Raw genomic sequence first — 17,321 nt, 5'->3', positions numbered from 1 at the left:
GTATCCATATATTATGTGAGAGACTAAAAAGCCGAAGTGATCACTTAGATGACTTCGGCTTTCTTATGCTTTTAGCGTTTACTTAACTTAGCACTCCTCAAGCACAGGTAGGATACGGCTTAGCTTGTCTAGCGTCTCTTGGTATTCAGAAGCGCAATCACTATCAAACACCACACCACCGCCAGCCCAAGCATAAAGCGTGTTGTTCTCTGCTACTAAGGTACGAATGGTGATGCTGGTATCCATTCTGCCGTGTCGACTGATGTAACCGATACTGCCGCAATAAGCAGAGCGACGATGAGGTTCTAATTCTTCAATGATCTGCATGGCACGAACTTTCGGTGCGCCAGTAATCGAACCGCCCGGGAAACAAGCTCTCAACAGATCCGTTGCTGAGTACTGATAGTCCAGGTCAGCTCGTATTGTGCTCACTAGGTGGTGTACTGCGGGGAAGCTTTCAATATCGAACAGTTTAGGAACGTGAACGGTGCCCGGTTTTGCCACTCGGCCTATGTCGTTACGAAGTAGGTCGACAATCATCAGGTTTTCAGCCTGATCTTTATCGGCACTGGCTAAGTCTTGTGCGTTCGCATCATCAATTACGTGGTCGTCAGAACGAGGGCGTGTGCCTTTAATCGGCTTAGTCTCAATCACGTTGTCTTTAAGTTCTAAGAAACGCTCGGGTGAGACACTGATGATGGCACTGTTGGCTAAACGGATAAAACCAGAAAATGGCGCCGAGTTATACTGTTCTAGCTTTTCATAGGCAAGCCATTCGCTGCCTTGGTATTTGGCATTGAAGCGCTGAGCCAAGTTGATCTGATAACAGTCACCAGAAAGCAGGTATTCTTGAACGCTATCGAACTTGTCCGCATAGCTCTGTTCGCTCATGTTCGATTGCCACGGTGTCGTTAGGCTAAATTCTGCTGCGTGAGGCTTTTCTTGCTGCTCAGATAACCAATTCCAGTGAGCCTCGATATTCTGTCCAACCACACACGCTGTTTTAAGCTTGTGATCAACCACGATTGCCCATTCATACAAACCAACCGCCATGTCGGGCGCTTCAATATCACGCTTTGCCAGAGACGGAAGCGTTTCCACTCTACGGCCTAAATCGTAGCTAAAATAGCCCAATGCGCCGCCAACGAATGGCAATTCAGGATGGTCTTTGGTTGCAGGTAATAATTGCTGCTGATATTGGTCGAGTAGTTCGAAAGGATCAGACTCTGAAACCTCGCACGTCTCATTAACATTAACGGTGGTTTTTGCACCGATCGTTTCAAAGGTGGCGATGGGTTGAGCAACTAAAATGTCGTATCGACTATCAACATGGCTTTCTGAGGCAGAGCGTAATAGCATTGCCCACGGCAGGCTTTCAATATGAGAAAACAGCTGTTTAGCTAAAGTTGATTGATATTCAAGCGGCTTGATTTGGATAGAGCGAAATTCGTTGTTATTCATTTGTTTAATTTGTGACAAAGAGTTCGATCACTGCATGGCGTGTGAGAGGAAGCAAGAGTATCATAAATTGAAAATAAAATGGGTTCTTGATTAGAACGGTGCAAACCACATGGTTTAGTTTAAAGCTATGCAAGCGATTGCTACAGCAACTAAATACAGCTCAACATAATAAAAAGCTAAGCCAACTAATTCGGTTAGACAAAAACAGTTAAACCAAGATCCCACATGGAACCAGAACAATAAAGAGGCATGCAATGACGGTTATTCGTAAGCAAGATGTGATCAGCAGTGTCGCTGACGCACTTCAGTACATTTCTTATTATCACCCTTTAGACTTTGTCCAAGCCCTAGAAAAAGCGTACGAGAAAGAAGAAAGCCAAGCAGCAAAAGATGCTATCGCTCAGATTCTTATTAACTCGCGTATGTCTGCGGAAGGTCATCGTCCAATTTGTCAGGATACGGGTATTGTTACTTGTTTCGTGAACATCGGTATGGATGTTAGGTGGGAAACGGATCAAACAGTACAACAGATGGTTGATGAAGGTGTTCGTCAAGCTTACAACAACCCAGATAACCCATTGCGTGCATCTGTCCTAATGGACCCTGCAGGTAAGCGAATTAATACTAAAGACAACACGCCAGCGGTTGTTCACATTAATATGGTTCCGGGCAACAAAGTTGAAATCCAAATCGCAGCGAAAGGCGGCGGTTCTGAGAACAAAACTAAGATGGTTATGCTGAACCCTTCTGACGATATTGCAGAGTGGGTAGAGAAGACGCTACCAACCATGGGGGCGGGCTGGTGTCCACCGGGTATGCTAGGCATAGGCATCGGCGGTACAGCTGAAAAAGCAGCGGTACTTGCGAAAGAATCTTTAATGGAACACATCGATATCCAAGAGCTTATCGAGAAAGGTCCTGAGAACGCAGAAGAAGAGCTTCGTTTAGACATCTTCAACCGTGTAAACAAACTGGGTATTGGTGCACAAGGTCTTGGCGGCCTAACGACTGTGGTAGATGTAAAAATCAAAACAGCACCAACACACGCAGCATCTAAGCCAGTTTGTCTAATTCCGAACTGTGCAGCGACTCGTCACGTTCACTTCACACTAGATGGCAGCGGCCCAGCAGAGCTAACGCCACCTAAGCTAGAAGAGTGGCCAGACATCACTTGGGAAGCGGGCGCAAACACACGCCGTGTTAACCTTGATGAAGTAACCAAAGAAGACGTACAAGAGTGGAAGACAGGTGAGACTGTTCTACTTTCAGGTAAGATCTTAACCGGTCGTGACGCAGCACATAAACGTATCCAAGGCATGCTAGAAAGCGGCGAAGGCCTTCCAGCTGGCGTTGATTTCAAAGGCAAGTTCATATATTACGTTGGCCCTGTTGATGCAGTTGGCGATGAAGCGGTAGGTCCTGCGGGTCCAACAACGTCAACACGTATGGATAAGTTCACAGACATGATGCTAAACGAAACAGGCATCATGGGCATGATCGGTAAAGCCGAGCGTGGTCCTGCTACGGTTGAATCAATCAAAGAGCATAAAGCGGTTTACTTGATGGCTGTAGGTGGCGCTGCTTACCTAGTCGCGAAAGCAATCAAGAAAGCACGTGTGGTAGCGTTTGAAGATCTTGGTATGGAAGCGATTTACGAGTTTGAAGTTGAAGATATGCCAGTAACGGTTGCGGTTGATTCAACGGGTGCTAACGCACACCAGATCGGCCCTGACACGTGGAAAGTGAAAATTGCTGAAGCTGAAAAAGCTTAATTAAACTAAGCCAAAAAATCGTAATTGATGTTGGCTTCACTGTTTGAATTGCAAATTTTGACAGAAAGTTAAAGACAAAAGTGCAGCATTATCTGCACTTTTGTCTTATTATCAATGATATAGTGATAAACACATCGTTTGATATAAGAACATAGGAGAGAGGAATGCCTCGTTTTATTCAGATCCTACAGATTATCTTGGCAGTGGTGATTGGTAGTTTCATTGGTTACGATTTGATCTTGCACGGAATCAGCATCTTTAACGAAAAATACGTAACTATTACATGTGTATTGTGGTTGATTTCTGAGATAACACTGTTTGTTATCTACAAGCTGATAGAAGACGATTAGTCCGACATCAACGAAAAAATTCAAAGCCCCTGATTATGAATGTAGTCAGGGGCTTTTATTCATCTAGCATTAAGAATGGGTATTGCATACTCACCAACATAAGCAAAAGAAAAGCGAAAGCATACAAACTATCCCAACAGGGAAAGAACATAGGCTTGCCTCTCTATTATCATAATCAGCTAGCCTATTTATCACGGAGTCGTTCAAATGAAACACCTAACTCAAGAAATGAGTGACTTTATAAGCAGAGGAACGGATTCTCACATTAGAGTAGCGGTTACGGGCCTGTCTCGTGCGGGTAAAACAGCCTTCATTACCTCGTTGGTTAACCAGCTTCTCCACACCTCTACTCACAAAAATCTACCGCTTCTTTCATCGGCGAGAGATGGAAGGATTATTGGCGCAAAGCGTATCCCGCAGCACAACATGATGATTCCCCGTTTCTCGTACGATGAAGCGATGGAGTCACTCACTTCTCAACCACCAGAATGGCCAGTGCCGACGCGTGATGTCAGTGAAATTCGATTAGCGATCAAATATAAGCCGGCTAAAGGTGCTAAGAAACTGCTGAGTAAAAACAGCACGCTTTATCTCGACATCGTTGATTATCCGGGCGAATGGTTACTCGATTTGCCACTACTGGATATGGATTTCGATACTTGGAGTCAGTCCCAGTTCGCAGCATTGAAAGGCGACAGAGAAACCTATTCGCAAGAGTGGAATACCCTGCGCGGTGACATCGACTTGTTAGCCGAAGCCGACGAAAAGAAACTGGTCGCGATTGCCGATAGCTACACTCAGTACCTTCATACTTGTAAAAGTAACGGACTGCATTGGGTACAGCCGGGTCGATTCGTATTGCCGGGTGAGCTTGAAGGAGCGCCTGTGTTGCAGTTTTTCCCGTGTGCTGCACCAGAAGGTAAGTTCTCAAAAACAAGTAACTATGCTGTGCTAAAAGCGCGTTATGAAGAGTACCAACAGAAGGTCGTTAAGGCGTTCTATAAGAATCACTTTGCGACGTTCGATAGACAAATCGTGCTGGTGGACTGTTTGCAGCCACTCAATGCAGGTTATGACTCTTTCATGGATATGCGTGGCGCACTTGACCAGCTATTGAAGAGCTTTAAGTACGGTCGAAGCAATATCTTAAGACGCTTGTTTGCACCAAAGATAGACAAGATCTTGTTCGCAGCGACCAAAGCCGATCATGTAACACCAGATCAGCATCCAAACTTGGTGTCACTGTTACAACAGATGGTACACCCTGCGTGGCAACAGGCAGCATTTGAACATATCGATATGAGTTGCATGAGCATCGCGTCTATTCAAGCGACCAGTGCAGGTTATATCTCGTCGGGTTCGGACAATGTACCTGCGCTGCAAGGTGTTACTTTGGATAACGTTCCCCAAACCATGTATCCGGGTGAGGTGCCACGCAAACTGCCTAACAAGCAGTATTGGGAAACCAAACAGTTTGACTTCACGAGCTTTAGGCCAATGGAGCAACATTCTGATGAACCTTGCCAACACCTAAGAATTGATAAGGTTTTAGAGTATCTCATTGGCGATAAGTTGAAGTAATTGAGGCAATCAAAATGAGTGAGTTAAAAACAAAGCAGGTCTTTAATGAACCGTTGAAGACCTCTTTTGATGAGCAAGATAAGAGCGAAGTTAGTCCTGATTTAGGTGCTCAACAACTGTTCACAGAGCAAGAAAAATTTGTCCCTGTCGCACCGCAAGTGGAAGACGATCTTGATGGTGAAGCTGAGCAACAACTGGAACAAGTGATTCGACCGAGCAAAAAGAGAAAGTGGTTGGGCTCTGGCTTACTGGTTGCGTTTTCTGGCTTAGTCGGCTGGCAAGCGATTGATTCTGTCATCACCGCTATTCAGTCAGCCGACTGGCTCGCTCTAGGCTGGGCAGGCTTTATTGCTGCTATTGCTTCGTTAGGTTTAGGCGCAATAGGCAAAGAGCTGTGGAAACTGCGCTCGCTGAAAGATCACTTCAGTGTGCAAGAGCAGAGTGAAGAGCTACTGCAAAGCCAAAGTGTCGGTAAAGGCAAAGCATTCTGTGAAAACATCGCCAAACAGGGCGGTATTATTGCTGAGTCTCCAGCTTACGATAAATGGCGAAACAGCATTAACCCTGCACACAGCGATGCTGAAGTCTTGGATATGTACGATGCACTCGTCGTGAGCCAGCAAGATAAAGTAGCAACTCAAATCGTCACTAAGTTCTCGACCGAATCGGCGGCCTTGGTTGCGGTGAGCCCATTAGCAGCGGCAGACATGTTGCTGGTCGCGTGGCGTAACTTCACCATGATAGACAAGCTCGCTGATGTGTACGGCATTGAGCTTGGTTACTGGTCGCGCATTAAGTTGTTCAAGTTGGTGTTAATCAACATGGCGGCAGCGGGCGCGAGTGAACTGGCTATTGATGCGAGTATGGACTTAGTTTCGATGGATCTTGCAGGTAAAGTCTCAGCACGAGCAGGGCAGGGGCTAGGGGTTGGTATTCTGACTGCACGACTGGGTTTAAAAGCCATGACACTACTTCGCCCAATGCCTTGGCATAACGAGCGCAAAGTAAAACTGGCCGATATGCGAAAAGCCGTCCTTTCTGAAATAAAACGAATCACGCTGAAATAGCACATACCACTTTGAAACAAAATGTATGACATTGAGTGGTTTGCGAGCGAAGAGTAAACATATGTTTACTCTTCTTCTTGACTGAACTCAGACCTTAATTCACACTACTGTCAACTTATCCTGACACCTATAATAGGACTATTTGTGCGTCTTGAAGTATTGTGTGAAGACAGACTCGGCTTAACGCGTGAGTTGCTCGATATCTTGGCCTCAAAAAGCATTGATTTAAGAGGAATCGAAATTGATGTTAAAGGCATTATTTACCTAAACTGCCCTGATATCGATTTTGATGCTTTTAGTGAACTTATGGCTGAAATTCGCCGAATTTCAGGTGTGAAGGATGTACGTAAAATTCAATTTATGCCAAGCGAAAGGCATAACACAGAGCTGATTGCTCTGCTGGCTAACCTACCTGATCCCGTGATTGCGATTGACCTTAAAGGCTCAGTCGACATGGCGAACCACGCTGCATTAAACCTATTCAACAAGCAAGAAGATGAAGTGATCGGTGAACCGCTATCGACATTCGTGCCTAGTTTTAACTTTGCTCGTTGGATTGAAGGCGATGTGACTCGTCATCGTGAAGTTGTGGTGTTGGATGGTTTAGATTTCTCGATTGAGATTCTGCCTATTTATCTTGGTGGCGACGTTAACGAAGCCGTGCTAGCCAGTGCCGTAATGACGATTCGTTCTTGTAACCAAGAGATGAACACGCCAGATGCTATCCCAGAACAGAACAACCTAGGTTTTGAACACTTTGTTGGTGTCTCTAATCGCCATAAAGCCTTGATCAGCCAAGCTAAGAAATTGGCTATGCTGGATCAGCCGCTATTAATTGAAGGCGATACCGGTACGGGTAAAGAGATGTTGGCGAAAGCGTGTCACAACCGCTCAAACCGCTCGTCTTTCCCATTCTTGATTCTAAGCTGTGCATCGATGCCTGATGATGTAGCAGAAACCGAATTGTTTGGTCATGCTCCGGGTTCATTCAACCATGAACAAGGTCATAAAGGTATTTTCGAACAAGCGAACGGCGGCACGGTATTTTTAGATGAGATTGGCGAAATGAGCCCGCATCTACAAATCAAACTGCTTCGTTTCCTACAGGACGGTTCATTCCGCCGTGTCGGTGAAGAAGAAGAGATGCACGCTGATGTTCGTATTATCGCGTCAACGCGTCACCGTCTTTCTGAACTTGCTGATTCTGGTTCATTCCGTGAAGACTTGTTCTATCGCTTGAATGTACTGACTCTGTCTATTCCAGCTCTACGCGAACGTTCTAACGACGTCGCACCATTGTTGGAGCTGTTCGTTGCGAAATACGCGCAGCAGCTAGGCATGTTAAAACCAAAGCTTACTCAAGAGTTGATCGACCAGTTAGGCAACTATCAATGGCCTGGTAACATTCGTCAGCTAGACAACATGGTTCTACGCGCCCTAACAGAGTTGGATTCAGATACCTTAACCGTTGAGCAATTCCACTTGCCTCAGTTAGAAACCATTACGGCAGGAATGGCGAATCTAAGCTTAGATGGGTCTCTGGATGAGATCATGAAAGACTATGAATCTCAGATTCTAGAGAAGCTTTATCAGTCGTTCCCATCAAGTCGTAAGCTAGCAAAACGCTTGAACGTTTCTCACACCTCAATTGCCAATAAACTGCGCGATTACGGTATCAGAAAGAACTGATCGAATAAGAACAAGATTATGGAAGATTTGAGCACACCAGAACGCATTTATAAGCGCGATGGCAACCTGATTCTTCGCACCGCTGAGATAGACGATGCGAACATGATCAGCGAGTACTTTCAAACTAACCGAGAGTACCTTAAGCCTTGGGAACCTATTCGCGAAGATGCGTTTTTTGATAGAACGGGTTGGGCACAGCGCCTAATTAAGCTAAACGAGCTTCATAAAATGGGGCTTGGCTACTACTGTTTATTGATTAATGCGGACTCTAACGAAATGTTAGGGACAATCTCGTTCAGTAATTTGTCCCGTTTCCCGTTCTACGCGTGCAACGTTGGTTATTCACTTGCAGAGCGCGCTCAGGGCCACGGTTACATGCGCAGAGGCTTGAGCATGGCGAAGGACTACATGTTTGACGTGCAGAACATGCATCGCTTAATGGCGGGCTATATGCCTCACAATGCGCGAAGTGCTGGTGTGTTGGAACATCTTGGATTTGTTCGTGAAGGTTTTGCTAAAGACTACCTACAGATTAACGGTAAATGGGAAGACCATATACTAACCGCGTTAGTTAACCCTAACTGGGAAGACAGACGCAAGGCTTAGACGCAGTTGTATTTAGCACCGAGCGTATTTAAGTAAACAAGCTAACAACGAATTTAAAGGCAGCGAATATCAAGCGATCTCTAATCGCCGCTGCATCAAAAAGAACATATAGGCATGGTAATCCATAAGCCTGAGAAGAAATTTGAGGAATTTTGATGTCATACACAACTTTGGACGAATACCAAAGAAAATGGATTTTCACTCACCAGTCGATGCCACTACCCATTGAGGACTTGGAAAAGATTAAGCCAATGACACAGGCAAGAGCATCTCAGTTCTGGAAAGAGAACGTAAGCCCTCAAAGCCCAGACGCAGAACGACTAAGCTCGCAAGACTGGCCGAGCAAAGCATCGAACTGGAATGAAGAGATCAGCTGGATGGCACACTGGGAAGCGGATGAGCCTGAAATGCCAGAAGAGATTCTCAACTTCATTGATTGGCAAGATGACGTAACTGTTTATTTTTGCTATGAAAAATACAATGTACTTGAGACCAAGTGGGCGATTTTCAAGAAGCATTGGAAGAACTTTTTGTTCTACGATGATGGCCCGATTTTACTAGGTCGCCGTCGTTCAGAAGCACTGTGGTTTGCGACAAACGGTACTGTGAAAATCGGTAACCGCGCTTAATGACAGCATGATTTGATTAAGTCTACGTTGTATAAACAACAGATAAAAAGCGAGCATCGAGCTCGCTTTTTTTGTGCCTGTGGATCTTTGAAGATCGTTGCGAAACACCCACTGTTTGAAACTGAAAATTGAATCGAAATCCTACTCGTTTAAAGCCGGAAATTTACGAAATTGAGATCGCTATCTCATTGGCTTAGTTGAAGTTTTATTCCGTTGGGCTATCTTTATAGTACTGCCTTAGTGGAGGTGAAGTATTATGATTTGGGATACTCTCGAACGTGTAAATAAACTTCGCAAGGAAGCAATGGAGGATCCAGAGTTTTTGGATTCAGCAAAAATGCATGAGGAATGGCTTTTAAGCGAAACTCATAACCAATCTCAGAAAGGAGTCAAAGAGAAGAAACCGAAAAAACTGTCCGACATTTATGAAAACACGGATTTTCCTATCAACCCAACTGGAACGAAACATTAACAATGATTAACTGCAACACGGCTGAGGCTCTTAACCCGAAAGCTGATTATCAACGACACATACCAGCCTTAAGCCACCAATAAAAAAGCCACTTTCAACGAATCGAAAGTGGCTTTTTCTTTTCTTGTTAGCTTCTTTACCATTAGCAACGAAAGCTAATCGTTTTTAAACCTAGTTATTGATTAGGCTTAAGCCGCTTGGTAATGCATCACCAAACACACGCTTAGATTCACTCTCAGAAAGCTCAGTCACTTCACTGACAAGTGTTAACCAAGACTCTGGCACCTTGCTTTGCTTCAGTTTCTCAATCACTTGATTACGGTAATCGTCAGAGATATCAAACTGTCGGTCGCCGGTCTTACGACAAATCATCACAGCAGCGAAGGCAATCATTTGCTCTTTCTGCCAGTTCTGCTCAAGCAGCTTAGGTAACCATTGCTCCGCTTGCTCGCGAGGAATGACGCTGTGTTGGCTGCCATACAAAGGCGTTCTTGAAGCCAATCGACCTAGAGCCCACCAGTGCGCTTGCTCAAATTGATTATGGTTAATCGCTTTGCTTAGGAACCATGTCGCTAGCAATACCTTGTCTTCCACTTCCAGTTGCTCAAGCGATGCGGCTAATCGCACCATGGCTTCATAACCATTGTCTTGCGCATCTTTGGCCGTTTTAGGGTTCTTCATTGCGCCCGGGTGAAGGTACTTAGCAATGTCGGCCAAGATAGTCTCTTGCTGCTCTTGGTTTAAACCACCTGCAACACGACGCCAGAACACCCACCAGTCAGTCCAACCTTGGTGGTTCTTAAACTGGATGTTTTGTTGGTAAAGGCCCCAAATTTGCTCGATACGCCATGAGTCCGTTGGATCACCAAAGCCAGGACGCAGCGAGTAACCCGCTAAACGCAGCCAGTTCTTCTCGTGTGCTTCTGAGCGGCGACGACGTTTGCGACCTAATGAGAAGCTATCGAATAGGTGACGAAGGGTCGTGAAGTCCCACTCGTCGCGTTTACCGAGTCGTTTCTCAAGATCTTTAGACAGAGTCTTGATCTCTTTCGATTCAGCACTCTTCTTATTGCCACTGTACAGGCGAGAAATTAGCTCTTTACACTCATCCAATCTTGGATGAAGTTTAGAGTTATCGGATTCATCGCCCTGCTTGTTCCTTACTTCAAATTCTAACAACCAACGTTTCGAGTCATCTTCGGTGCTCACGCACTCCATTTTCAGTGTGCCGACTTCAGTCAACTGACAAGCGAGTAGCACTTCCACTCGCTCTTTTTGGTTGGCTTGAAGATCTACAGTACCCGAACCTTCCAAGGTAGAAATGTAAGGTGGAAGAGGGGAGAACAGATCGGCATCCACATCCACCATCACACCGTTTTGGATTGCAGTGTCATGAGCGATTTGATCGTGTGTTGAAGTCAGTAGATTAAAACGAACCGGTTCGCCTAGTGTCAATGAGAAACGACGACTGTTCAAACGGATTTCTTGACCTTCTTCAGTACCTTTGGCAAGCAGACACAGTGCCTTACCCATCTTGTTCTTTTCTTGCAGATGTAAGAAGTAAGAACGAGCAGCACCACCACCGATTTTAAGTTGTGCGCCACGGCGTGCTTTACCAAACGCAACTGCACCTAACGCCACTGACCAATCTGGATGAGGGTTATCTAATACTGTGATTGGAGAACCATTCCAATTGCCCAGTAGTTGAGTAATACGCTCGGTCACCAGTTCACTGTTGAACACACCACCGTTAAGCAGCACACCGAGAGGGATAGCAGGCTTGGTGTCATCGAACTCAATAGAGTCAGAGTGTTCCAGCGCAGCTTTAGACACTTGCTGATGTGTCGTTAGGAACTCTGCAACGTGCTTGCTGACCGCAGGATCGGCAACGTAAGGTAGACCGAATTCAACCACGGCGCTGCGACGTTTGTCTGGCGTTTCAGTAAATTCAGAAAGAGGGAAGAAGCCTTCCAAAGCGATTTGATGAACTTCTTGCTTGGTTAAGCCAATACTCTTTGTTCCACCTAGTAGCTTCGAACCACTACCCAGCATGGTGATCTTGACATCGTCTGGCGCATTAGCAGAAAGCAGGCTCTCTTTTGCAGCGCGAGTTTGCTGAATCAGTTTAGTTAGACTAGAGGCATTCAGCTTCTTGTTTTGATTGAAGCGCTGCTCGGCTAGGTGAGCGAGGGCTAAATCTAGGTTATCACCACCTAGCATTAAGTGTTCGCCAACACCGATACGGTCGAGTGCTAGCTCGTTATGACCAGCGTTACCCGCATCGTTATTTGCATCGAACTTGGCTTCAATTAAGCTCAAGTCGGTAGTACCACCGCCGACATCACACACTAAGATCAACGGGATCTGTTGAAGCTCTTCGGCGGCCGTTTGTTGGTGACGCGCATACCAGTCATAACAAACCGCTTGAGGCTCTTCGAGTAATAGAATCTTACCCAAGCCAGCAAGTTCTGCGGCTTCAAGTGTCAGTTTACGTGCTGTCTCATCGAATGATGCAGGAACCGTTACAACAACATCTTGGTCTTCAAGTTTGTTGCTTGGATTACGGTAGTTCCACGCTTGGCGGATGTGATTCAGGTAGCTCGCACTCGCGACAACCGGCGATACTTTGTCGACATCCGCTGCGCCAGCCCAAGGGAGAATGTCTGAGCTACGATCCACCGCTTGGTGCGATAACCAACTCTTAGCACTTGATACTTGGCGGCCTTCTACCTTAGCGCCTAGTTCACGTGCCCATTCACCGACGATAACATTCTTGATATCGCCTTCAACTGGGTTTGGTTCCCACGGCATAGTCAGGTCTGAAGGGCAGATTTGACCTTGGGCTGGGTGGTAACGAAACGATGGGAGTAGGGGCTTACGAACCACTTCACCAGGGCCGATAAGCTGATCGATTTCGAAAAGGGAAACGGGGGCGTGTTGTAGGTCGTCGTTAATTTCACAGTAGGCAACCACAGTGTTGGTTGTGCCTAAGTCAATGCCGACTAAAAAACGAGGAGTTGCCATACAAAACCTTATTCTTCCAGAGTGATGACCAGTTTGCTGATGCTTTGGTCTTATTGTTGTTATTCGTAAACGTCATTCCTGAGATACAGGCAGGACTAGGTTGGGAACGGTACTGATAAAGTAACGGCACCCGCTAAGGTGCCGTTGATTCATTATGCTTCTTCGCTTGAGTCGTTGTTCGAATCTTCACGAACGTCGAACTCAACGTGCCATTTCTGACCATTATCAGTGGCAATCGCTTCTAGGTATAGAGTACCAAGCTCAGTAACGCGAGAAGCCAAAGTAACCGGAACCACTTCACCTTCGCGACGGCCTTCAGAAACAGGCAGCGTCACTTGGATTTCAGGAAGCTCATCAAGCTCTTCTGGTGCCCAGTGATCAAGGTGAGTACCCGCTTCGTCTTCGCGGCGTGTCGTTGAACCGAAGAATTGGAAGTGAACAGGCTGACCAATCACTAGACCGAACTCTTGGCTAGGCACTTGAACGCTTGAACCTTCTTCCATACCAAATGGAGCAACACACAGTGCTTCCATTGGAGGAGCCATACCTGGGATAGCTGGCATCGCGCTCTCGATTCCTACGTAGTAAGAAGAAGCGATACCACCGCGGATACGAACGCCTTGACCGCGACGTACAGCGCCGTAGTAAGAAGCGCCACTTGCAACCGCTAGGTCTAGGTCTAAACCTGAAAGCTGTTTAGCAAATTCTGCATCAGCATTGATCAACCACTCGTTGATGGTGTCTGAAAGACGATCAGCAAGTAGGTTAGATTTTAGAACACCACCGTTAAACAAGATTGCTGTTGGCTTGATGAAGTCTGCTGCTGGCGCTTCAGCACCTGGCATACCGGGCATGTTTGCAAACGGATTGAAATCTTGTTGAGCCGTTTCACTATTTCCAGAAAGCGCGTTTGCTTGCTTAGAAAGGAATGCAGCAATGTGACGAGTGATACCCGCATCTTGAGCGTAAGGCAGACCCATTTGAGTCAGTGCGCCACGCGTCTTTTGTACAGGGTGCTCAGTTACAGCAACTTTAGGGAAGAAGCCATCAACCAATGTTTGTTGAACTTCTTGCTGAGTCAGTTCTGTTTTCAGTGTTGCGCCAAGCAGTTTAGAACCACGGCTTGGTACTACGATTGGCACAGATTGAAGCTCTGCATCGTTAAGAAGCGCTTCTTTAGCATCGCGACACGCGTGAGTCATCGCTTGAACTTGCCATGGTGCTAGCTCTTTGCCGTCTTGCGCCAGTTTCATCTTCAAGCGGTAAGCAAGAGCTAAGTCCATGTTGTCGCCGCCCAGCAGGATGTGTTCACCTACTGCGATACGGTTCAGGCTTAGGTTGCCGTCGTCTTGCGTTACTTCAACTAACGAAAGGTCGGTAGTACCACCACCTATATCAACAACAAGAACGATGTCGCCAACGTCAACTTCGTCACGCCATTTGTCATCGCTGTTATCAATCCAGCTGTAAAGTGCCGCTTGAGGCTCTTCAAGAAGCGTTAAGTGAGTGAAACCCACATTACGTGCAGCTTCAGCTGTTAGGTCGCGTGCAGCAGGATCAAACGAAGCTGGAACCGTGATTGTTACATCTTGGTCTGCCAGTTTGTGTTCTGGGTTCGCCTGGTTCCAAGCATCTTTAAGGTGTTCAAGGTACAGTTCAGTAGTCTTAAGCGGAGATACCTTTTCTACTTCCTCAGGGCTACCTGCAGGAAGGAATGCATCACGACGGTTTACACCACCGTGGCATAGCCAAGATTTTGCACTTGCTACCAAACGGATAGGGGTTTTAGCACCAAGATTACGCGCAATCGCACCAACTAGGGCTTTAGGCTCAGAAGACCAAGGAAGAACGCGAGAACCCGCATTCATTTCATGTTCGTGCGGCTGGTATAGGAACGAACCAAGTTGGCTGCGAGTTTCTACTGTACCTGGAGCCGTCAGTTGAGGGATTGGCATTACCTCAACGCGAGCGTCTTCATTGGTTGTATCGATGAAAGACAAAACGCAGTGCGTAGTACCCAAATCGATACCAACACTGAACTTAGGTGCCTGATGCTCTTGAGCTGAATGACTTTGGTGTTCCATTATAGCTCCACCTCTGCTGGGGCAATCACAGATGCATCATAGTTCTCAGCAAGTTTTGGAAGGTTCATGTCAGTTGCTTTCCAACCTTTGTGAACAAGTGTGCCGTTGAATGGTGCATTACCCGTTACATTGCCTGTTAGGCGGATTTCTTGCGGGTTGAAACCTTCAGCTACCGTGATGCGCGTTTCTTCATCTTCACTGCGGATGTGAGAAAGCGTTACGTAGTCTGCTAATACTTTTTGGCCGCCAGTGTGAATAACACGAGCCGCTGCGCCAACTTCTTCGTCAGAGAATGACGTTAGGTCTTCTTTTAGGAAGTCGATCAAGCGCGCTTCTTGTTGCATGATAGACAGAAGTTGCATTGCAGAATCTGTTGGTGCTGTAGCCAGCTTAGATTCAACTTCGACTACTTTTTCGATCACTTTTTCAACTTCAACAACTTTCTCTACTTCGACAATTTTTTCAACTGGCTTTTCAACTTCAACGATCTTCTCTACTGGTTTCTCTACGACTTTCTCAACCACTTTGGATTTACGAGAAACGGCAATAAGCAGTAGTAAAACGCTTGATGCAGTTAAGCCTGCGTGAAGCATATCAAACGTTTGTGGGATTAGGTTCAAATCAACGATCATAGTGATTTCTCTTTAAAATTGATTTAACGGTATATTCGTCGGTTCAAAGGAATATACAGGTTGGAAAGGAACGCAATAGCACAAGGCAAAAATGGTCACTTTCAAGCTATAAATATGGATGGATACTAGCATATTCAAGGCTTAAGAGTGGTATTTAATATTTTCAATCAAGTGTGTTTTTGGTGTGTTAGCTTGAAATTTAGTCGAGATTTGCCTGAATATTGGCCGCTGATGTAAGCGAGAGGTAAACAATGCCCGTTCTATGTCAGTTTTAAGACGAAACAGAAATGGAGCATGAATCCCTTCCGTTATATACTTTTAGCTCATTAACGCCTAATTGGAACATCTATGCTGCACACTACCGACCCTCTAACAGGGTTGAAGAGACGAACTCTCCCATTGGTCGTATTTTCGGTCAGCTTTTTGATTACTGTGTTGTGTTTTATATTAGCCGCGCTGAACCAAAACCGCGCCCTGAATATGAATTTGAATAGCTTTGCTACTCACCAGACACTGAGCTTGGAAGCGTTTATCGACAATGATGTGGCTTACATAGGTTCCGGCGCTAATTTTTTCTATTCTAACGACCCTGAAAACTGGGATAAATTTGATCGTTTTGCCCAGCAAACCATTAATGGCTCAAAAAGCTTAATCGGCTTGCAGTGGATGCAAAAAGTGCCGGCAGACGAGGTTGCCGAGCATACCGATAAGATGAAAGCAAAATACCCGTCTTACGAGCTGTATACAATCCCAAAACATGAAGCAAAAACCTATGGCTACGTCTTAGATGGCGAGCCAGCTTTTATCGCGACTGACTTGTATCCCAATACTGCTGCTAACGATAAGGTTCTTGGCTTTTACTCTTCTCGTGAGCGATTCAAACGTGTTCTAGAAAACATCAAGCAGACCCGCGAAGCGAATATTTCAGACAAGGTGCGTCTGATACAAGACGGCCTAGATCAAGATACCCCAAAGAGCGGCATGTTGGTTTACCACCCAGTGTTTGAAGGCGAAAGTGACAACTTGCTCGGTGTTGTGATTGGTGTAGTGCGCACCACCTATTATTTTGAAAACCTTTTGGCGTCAGTGGTGGGTGACATGGATGTATATATTCGTGTTACCGATAACGGGTTCGAGGCAGAGGATTCACCAATCTTATTTGAAACCGAAGGTTATGAAGCGGTATCTGGGCACCACATTACCAAAACGATCGCACTGACTAATCGTGACTGGAAGATCGACTACAAGATCGATTCATGCATCTCTTTTTATGGTTACCTTGTGCTAACCGGAATCGCTTTGGTTGGCACAACTATCTCATTGTTGTTGGCGTACATTGTGAACATGCAAATCAGAGAAAAAGAACGCCTGTATGCGATGTTGGATAAAAGGACAGAGGAGCTTCGCTTCTTAGCTGACCACGACAGCCTGACTGAAATTTATAACCGACGTGCTTTCAATAAGAAGCTGGATAAGGCGATTGAGCGAGACCAACCTTTTAGTTTGATTGGGTTTGATATCGACAAGTTCAAAGGCATTAACGATGAATTTGGCCACCCAGCAGGTGATGCTTTGCTTGTTCATGTTATCAAGTTGATATCTGTGAACCTGAAACAGGGTGATGACCTGTTCCGCTTAGGTGGTGATGAGTTCTGCATTATTTCTAGCATCTCAAATCATGAAGCTTTGAATCGTTATTTAGAGTGCATCCTGAATACCGTCAGCCACTCTCATTGTGAACACAAAGGTCGACAGCTTAGTTGTACTCTGAGTATTGGTGCTGCTGTCCATACCAATGAATACACTGAAGAACTGCTACAAAAAACAGATAGCATGCTTTATCAAAGTAAGTTAAATGGTCGAAATCGAGTCACAATTGCAGGCTAAATGAGCACTTGATGCAACTGGGGTCGAGTTCTGTATTGGGCTCATGTACAATTTCACAAAATTTTTG

13 protein-coding genes are annotated in these 17,321 nt (G+C 45.7%); 9 read left to right on the top strand and 4 right to left on the bottom strand.

The window, feature by feature from the left end:
- Positions 1 to 87: 87 nt before the first annotated feature.
- Positions 88 to 1,461 carry an aminodeoxychorismate synthase component I gene (pabB, locus tag L1D22_RS09185; protein WP_239829521.1) on the bottom strand — a complete coding sequence of 458 codons (1,374 nt, stop codon included), beginning with the start codon at positions 1,459 to 1,461 and terminating at the stop codon, positions 88 to 90.
- Positions 1,462 to 1,715: 254 nt separating this feature from the next.
- Between pabB and L1D22_RS09180 the strand changes: the two genes are divergently transcribed.
- The 8 genes from L1D22_RS09180 to L1D22_RS09145 all read left to right on the top strand — a co-directional run bounded on the left by L1D22_RS09180 (position 1,716) and on the right by L1D22_RS09145 (position 9,627).
- Entirely contained in the window at positions 1,716 to 3,233 is a 1,518-nt protein-coding gene (locus L1D22_RS09180) for a fumarate hydratase (protein ID WP_176681501.1), read from the top strand.
- A gap of 164 nt (positions 3,234 to 3,397) precedes the next feature.
- On the top strand, positions 3,398 to 3,583 hold the full coding sequence (locus tag L1D22_RS09175; protein WP_010441392.1) for a hypothetical protein: 186 nt from the start codon (positions 3,398 to 3,400) through the stop codon (positions 3,581 to 3,583).
- Positions 3,584 to 3,790: 207 nt separating this feature from the next.
- A complete protein-coding gene (locus tag L1D22_RS09170) occupies positions 3,791 to 5,164 on the top strand; it encodes a YcjX family protein (RefSeq protein WP_239829520.1) in 1,374 nt (457 codons plus the stop codon).
- A 14-nt stretch (positions 5,165 to 5,178) separates the two neighbouring features.
- Complete coding sequence (locus tag L1D22_RS09165) at positions 5,179 to 6,231, top strand: TIGR01620 family protein (protein ID WP_239829518.1); 1,053 nt, start codon at positions 5,179 to 5,181, stop codon at positions 6,229 to 6,231.
- A gap of 144 nt (positions 6,232 to 6,375) precedes the next feature.
- On the top strand, positions 6,376 to 7,920 hold the full coding sequence (gene tyrR / locus L1D22_RS09160) for a transcriptional regulator TyrR (protein WP_239829517.1): 1,545 nt from the start codon (positions 6,376 to 6,378) through the stop codon (positions 7,918 to 7,920).
- An 18-nt stretch (positions 7,921 to 7,938) separates the two neighbouring features.
- Complete coding sequence (rimJ, locus tag L1D22_RS09155) at positions 7,939 to 8,526, top strand: ribosomal protein S5-alanine N-acetyltransferase (protein WP_239829515.1); 588 nt, start codon at positions 7,939 to 7,941, stop codon at positions 8,524 to 8,526.
- A gap of 155 nt (positions 8,527 to 8,681) precedes the next feature.
- Positions 8,682 to 9,155 (top strand): DUF2947 domain-containing protein, encoded by a 474-nt coding sequence (locus tag L1D22_RS09150; RefSeq protein WP_239829513.1) that lies wholly within the window; start codon positions 8,682 to 8,684, stop codon positions 9,153 to 9,155.
- Between the two features lie 256 nt (positions 9,156 to 9,411).
- A complete protein-coding gene (locus tag L1D22_RS09145; RefSeq protein ID WP_161672636.1) occupies positions 9,412 to 9,627 on the top strand; it encodes a hypothetical protein in 216 nt (71 codons plus the stop codon).
- A gap of 171 nt (positions 9,628 to 9,798) precedes the next feature.
- On the opposite strand, the gene L1D22_RS09140 is transcribed toward L1D22_RS09145, so the two are convergent.
- The 3 genes from L1D22_RS09140 to L1D22_RS09130 form a co-directional block, all read right to left on the bottom strand.
- Entirely contained in the window at positions 9,799 to 12,651 is a 2,853-nt protein-coding gene (locus L1D22_RS09140) for an Hsp70 family protein (RefSeq protein WP_239829512.1), read from the bottom strand.
- Between the two features lie 152 nt (positions 12,652 to 12,803).
- Positions 12,804 to 14,735, bottom strand: a complete 1,932-nt coding sequence (locus L1D22_RS09135; protein ID WP_239829510.1) for an Hsp70 family protein — start codon at positions 14,733 to 14,735, stop codon at positions 12,804 to 12,806.
- Complete coding sequence (locus tag L1D22_RS09130; protein ID WP_176681494.1) at positions 14,735 to 15,367, bottom strand: DUF2760 domain-containing protein; 633 nt, start codon at positions 15,365 to 15,367, stop codon at positions 14,735 to 14,737. Before L1D22_RS09130 ends, L1D22_RS09135 begins: the two co-directional genes overlap by 1 nt.
- 348 nt (positions 15,368 to 15,715) lie before the next feature.
- Between L1D22_RS09130 and L1D22_RS09125 the strand changes: the two genes are divergently transcribed.
- The gene (locus L1D22_RS09125) at positions 15,716 to 17,254 is read left to right on the top strand and encodes a diguanylate cyclase (protein ID WP_239829509.1); all 1,539 of its coding nucleotides are present in this window, start codon (positions 15,716 to 15,718) and stop codon (positions 17,252 to 17,254) included.
- The last annotated feature ends 67 nt before the right edge of the window (positions 17,255 to 17,321 follow it).

It is taken from the genome of Vibrio sp. Isolate34 (assembly GCF_022397915.1).
Classification (GTDB): Bacteria; Pseudomonadota; Gammaproteobacteria; order Enterobacterales; family Vibrionaceae; genus Vibrio.
Note: the sequence above shows the minus strand (reverse complement) of the source record. Positions and strands in the feature narration are given on the sequence as shown.